Annotated in this window: 5 protein-coding genes, 1 tRNA gene and 1 pseudogene; 5 read left to right on the top strand and 2 right to left on the bottom strand. The window is 66.7% G+C overall.

The features are described from left to right. A pseudogene (locus tag GH737_RS13635) lies at positions 1 to 127 on the top strand (heme o synthase); the annotation flags it as partial. Positions 128 to 138: 11 nt separating this feature from the next. Next, positions 139 to 753: a tetratricopeptide repeat protein gene (locus GH737_RS13630; protein ID WP_155265332.1), complete on the top strand. Its 615-nt coding sequence runs from the start codon at positions 139 to 141 to the stop codon at positions 751 to 753. Here GH737_RS13630 and GH737_RS13625 read toward each other — a convergent pair. Continuing rightward, on the bottom strand, positions 743 to 1,438 hold the full coding sequence (locus tag GH737_RS13625) for a glutathione S-transferase family protein (protein ID WP_155265331.1): 696 nt from the start codon (positions 1,436 to 1,438) through the stop codon (positions 743 to 745). The two genes, GH737_RS13630 and GH737_RS13625, sit on opposite strands and share 11 nt — an antisense overlap. Before the next feature lie 67 nt (positions 1,439 to 1,505). Beyond that, positions 1,506 to 1,592: transfer RNA gene (locus GH737_RS13620), tRNA-Leu, on the bottom strand. An 89-nt stretch (positions 1,593 to 1,681) separates the two neighbouring features. Between GH737_RS13620 and GH737_RS13615 the strand changes: the two genes are divergently transcribed. The 3 genes from GH737_RS13615 to GH737_RS13605 form a co-directional block, all read left to right on the top strand. Then, positions 1,682 to 2,638 carry a complex I NDUFA9 subunit family protein gene (locus GH737_RS13615; protein WP_155265330.1) on the top strand — a complete coding sequence of 319 codons (957 nt, stop codon included), beginning with the start codon at positions 1,682 to 1,684 and terminating at the stop codon, positions 2,636 to 2,638. An 18-nt stretch (positions 2,639 to 2,656) separates the two neighbouring features. Continuing rightward, complete coding sequence (locus GH737_RS13610; RefSeq protein WP_155265329.1) at positions 2,657 to 3,478, top strand: undecaprenyl-diphosphate phosphatase; 822 nt, start codon at positions 2,657 to 2,659, stop codon at positions 3,476 to 3,478. A gap of 72 nt (positions 3,479 to 3,550) precedes the next feature. Further along, on the top strand, positions 3,551 to 3,750 hold a 200-nt coding region (locus GH737_RS13605), incomplete at its 3' end, for a hypothetical protein (protein WP_196233195.1).

The raw sequence follows: 3,750 nt of genomic DNA, 5'->3' as shown, positions 1-3,750 counted from the left end.
CTTCCCGCCGCTGATCGGCTGGGTCGCGGCGACCGGCCATGTTTCCGCTCTGCCGCTGCTGCTGTTCGCGATCATCTTCCTGTGGACCCCGCCGCATTTCTGGGCGCTGTCGCTGTTCGCGCGCTCCATTTCGAAGAAATGAGCAGAGCGGCGGACGCGCGGTCGGAACTCGACGCCGCGCTCCGCCTCGACCCGGATTCGTGGGAAGCGAACCGCGCTGCGGCCGCGCTGACGTTCCGCACCGGCGACATCGCAGCCGCGGTTCCCATGCTGGAGAAGGCCGTGGCGGTCGGGACCAACGACCATTCGAGCGCGGCGGTGCTCGTTGCCTGCGACTTGGCGCTCGGCGACGCAGTGGGCCTACGCCGTGCGGCGCAGAAGGCGGTGGCCTATGCCGAAAAATACGTGATCTGCGATCCCGCGAACGGCAGCGCCTTCGCCTCCGCCGCGCGCGGCCTCGCCGCGCTCGGCGAATGCGAGCGCGCGAAGAAGTGGATTCGCAAGGCGCTGAACGTCGACCCCGGAAACCTCGCCATGCGCTACAGCGCCGCCGCGACCGCCGCCGCAATTTTGCAGGACGAGGAGCAGGCGCTCGAGATTCTCGCGCCGTTCGCCGAGGCCGTCAGGTTTGCTTCGCATCTGCGTCTCCTCGAGCTCGACCCGAGCTGGGCAGCGGTGCGGGGCGGACAGGGATTTCAAGCGATGCTCAAGCGCGCGAGACAGCGGGTGGAGGCGCTCGCCGTCAGCTGCTGATCCGTGGCCGCTCGCCCGGCGGAGCCTCCTCCGCCGATCGCCAGCGCCACAAACTCATCTCCGCCGCCGGACGGGCCCCGGCGCGGTCGAGCCACGACTTGAGCGCGGCGCAATCGTCCGGAATCGACTGACCTTTCTCGGCCATTTCGTCGAGGAACGAGTAGAGATGGATGTCAGCGACGGTGAACGCCGGGCCGGCCACCCACTCGCCCCTGAGCAGCCCGTCGAGCCACCGCATCCCGTCGCGCGCCTTCTCCTTCATGCCGATGGCGGCTTCGGGGATACAGCGCATCCGCGTCCTGTAGGTCTCGAGGCCTTCTCCGTAATAGAAGCCCAGGATCATCGGCTGGCAGATGTTCAGCTCGACCCTGCGCCACCACATTCGGGTGATGGCCCGCTCCTTCGCGGTGGTGCCGATGAGCGGCCGGTCGGGCTGAAACTCCTCCACGAACTCGCAGATGACCGGCCCCTCACCGAGGATCGTCCCGTCGCTCAGCTCGAGTGCGGGAGTCTGACCCGACGGGTTGAGCTTGAGATAATCGGGATCGCGGTTCTCACCGAGCAGCAGGTCCACTTCGTGCCGAGGGAGATCGATGCCCTTCTCGAGCAGGAAGAAGCGGACCATCCGCGGAATCATTCCGAAGCTGTCGAAGAGGCGGATCGGCCGTGGTCCGGACTCGGGCATAACGCGCGACCTCGCTTCGCTCGGATCGCGGTACCTGTCAGTCCAACGGACTGACTCCGCGCCGCGATGGTGCCCAGGAGAGGACTCGAACCTCCACGCCCTTGCGAGCGCCAGCACCTGAAGCTGGTGCGTCTACCAATTCCGCCACCTGGGCACATTGCAAGCTTCTGGCAGGCGGCGGCGCTTAGGAAACGCCGGCCCGCCTTGTCAATGTATGAAGCAAGTGCTTAGGCCGCCACCTGCATGATCAGCCACGCAGAACATCTCGTCACCGTGTTCGGCGGCGCCGGCTTCATCGGCCGCTACGTCTGCGAGCGGCTGTTCAAGGCAGGAGTGAGGGTTCGCGTCGCCAGCCGCGATCCGCGCAACGCTTATTTCCTCCAGCCGCTCGCCCAGGTCGGGCAATTCGGCTTCGAGAAGGCGGACATCACCAACCTCGACAGCGTCCGCAACGCGGTCAAGAGCGCGACCGCGGTCGTGAACCTGTGCGGCCTGTTCGGCCGCTCGATGCGCCGGGTCCACGTCGACGGCGCGCGCAACGTCGCACAAGCAGCGCGTGAGGCCGGCGCGAGGGCACTGGTGCAGATCTCCGCGATTGGCGCGGACCCGAACGCCCAGTCGGAATATGGCCGCACCAAGGGCGAAGGCGAGCGGGCGGTCCGCGACGCCTTTGCGGGTGCGACGATTATCCGCCCGTCGCTGGTCTTCGGCCCGGAGGACGATCTCACCAACCGCTTCGCCGCCATGGCGCGCCTGCCCTTCCTCCCCGTTATCGCCTCCAGGCGCAACTTCCAGCCGGTGTATGTCCGCGACCTCGCCAAGGCGATCGGCATGGCGGCGCTCGAGCCCGCCCGCTTCGGCGGCAAGACCTACGATGTCGGCGGCCCGCAGGTGATGAGCATGGCCGAACTCCACCATGCGATTTTCGAGATCACCGGCCAGGATCCCGAAATCGTCCACTTGCCCGATATCCTCGCGAGCGCGATCGCACATCTCGGATGGCTTCCCGGCGCGCCGCTCACCCGCGACCAGTGGCTGATGCTCCAGCGCGACAATGTGCCCGCGACAGGCGCTCCCGGGCTCGAGGCATTCGGGATCGAGCCGACGCCGCTCGCTGCAGTCGGCCGTGAATGGCTCGGCCGCTTCAACCGTGGCGGCAAGTTCGCCGGGCGCCGAATCAATTTGACCGCGACCTCCTGACCGGCTGAATTCCTCGAAATGCCGGTCCTTCTGCTCGTGATCATCCTCGGCATCGTCGAGGGTCTGACGGAATATCTCCCGGTCAGCTCGACCGGACATCTCATCCTCGCCACCGAGCTGCTCGGCTTCGACGCGGAGCGGTGGGCGCTGTTCAACGTCGCCATCCAGCCCGGCGCGATCCTCGCCATCGTCGTCATCTATTGGGAAACCTTCTGGAAGGCGCTGCGCGGCCTGTTCCGGCGCGATCCAGTGGCGCTGCGCTTCATCCGCAACCTCCTGATCGCCTTCTTTCCCGCCGTGATCCTCGGCGTCATTTTCGGCGATGCGATCGACGCGATGCTGGAAAGCGCGACGGTCGTCGCGTGGGCGCTGGTGATCGGCGGCATCGTCATCCTTTTGATCGAGCGCGCGGTAAAGGTCGAACCGGCGCCGCAGGTCGAACATCCGTTGCAGATGGTCGCCGACGTCTCGCTTCGCCAGGCGATCATCATCGGGCTGGTCCAGTGCCTGGCGATGGTCCCCGGAGTCAGCCGCTCGGGCGCGACCATCATGGGCGCGGTGGCGCTCGGCATCGACCGCAAGACGGCAGCCGACTTCAGCTTCTTCCTCGCGGTGCCGACACTCAGCGGGGCGACGGTGATGCAGCTCGCGCGTCACCATGACCAGCTCGCCGGCGGGATGGCGCTCAACATCGTCATCGGCGCGGCGGTGTCGTTCGTCGTCGCGATTATCGTGGTGAAAGCGTTCGTCGCCTATCTCAAGAAATACGGCTTCGCGCTGTTCGGCTGGTACCGGATCGTCATCGGCGCGGTCGCTCTCGTGTGGCTGTTCGCACGATGATTCCTCGGCTGTTCACTTTCCGCTAAGCTGTTCCACGCGACGATTCAGTCACTTGGCCGAAGGGCGACAATGATGCGTGCTCATTTGCTCTTGCTTCCGCTGCTCGCCTGCGCGGCTCCCGCCATTGCGCAGTCTGCGCCCCGGCCGCCGCAAATCCCGCCGCAGTTGCTCGACCCCGCGACCGCCGACCGGCTGACGGACGGCATGCAGGCGCTGTCGAAGGCGCTGCTCGACATCCGCGTCGGCGAGCTTCGGGCGGCGCTTGAAGGGCG

It is taken from the genome of Sphingomonas segetis (assembly GCF_009720245.1).
GTDB classification, from domain to species: domain Bacteria; phylum Pseudomonadota; class Alphaproteobacteria; order Sphingomonadales; family Sphingomonadaceae; genus Sphingomicrobium; species Sphingomicrobium segetis.
This window is presented reverse-complemented; position numbering and strand designations above follow the sequence as displayed.

What these genes read in the sequence shown, in the direction of transcription:
- GH737_RS13630 (WP_155265332.1), top strand. Translation starts at nt 139, where the DNA reads ATGAGCAGAGCGGCGGACGCGCGGTCGGAACTCGACGCCGCGCTCCGC.
- GH737_RS13625 (WP_155265331.1), bottom strand. Translation starts at nt 1,438, where the DNA reads ATGCCCGAGTCCGGACCACGGCCGATCCGCCTCTTCGACAGCTTCGGA.
- GH737_RS13615 (WP_155265330.1), top strand. Translation starts at nt 1,682, where the DNA reads ATGATCAGCCACGCAGAACATCTCGTCACCGTGTTCGGCGGCGCCGGC.
- GH737_RS13610 (WP_155265329.1), top strand. Translation starts at nt 2,657, where the DNA reads ATGCCGGTCCTTCTGCTCGTGATCATCCTCGGCATCGTCGAGGGTCTG.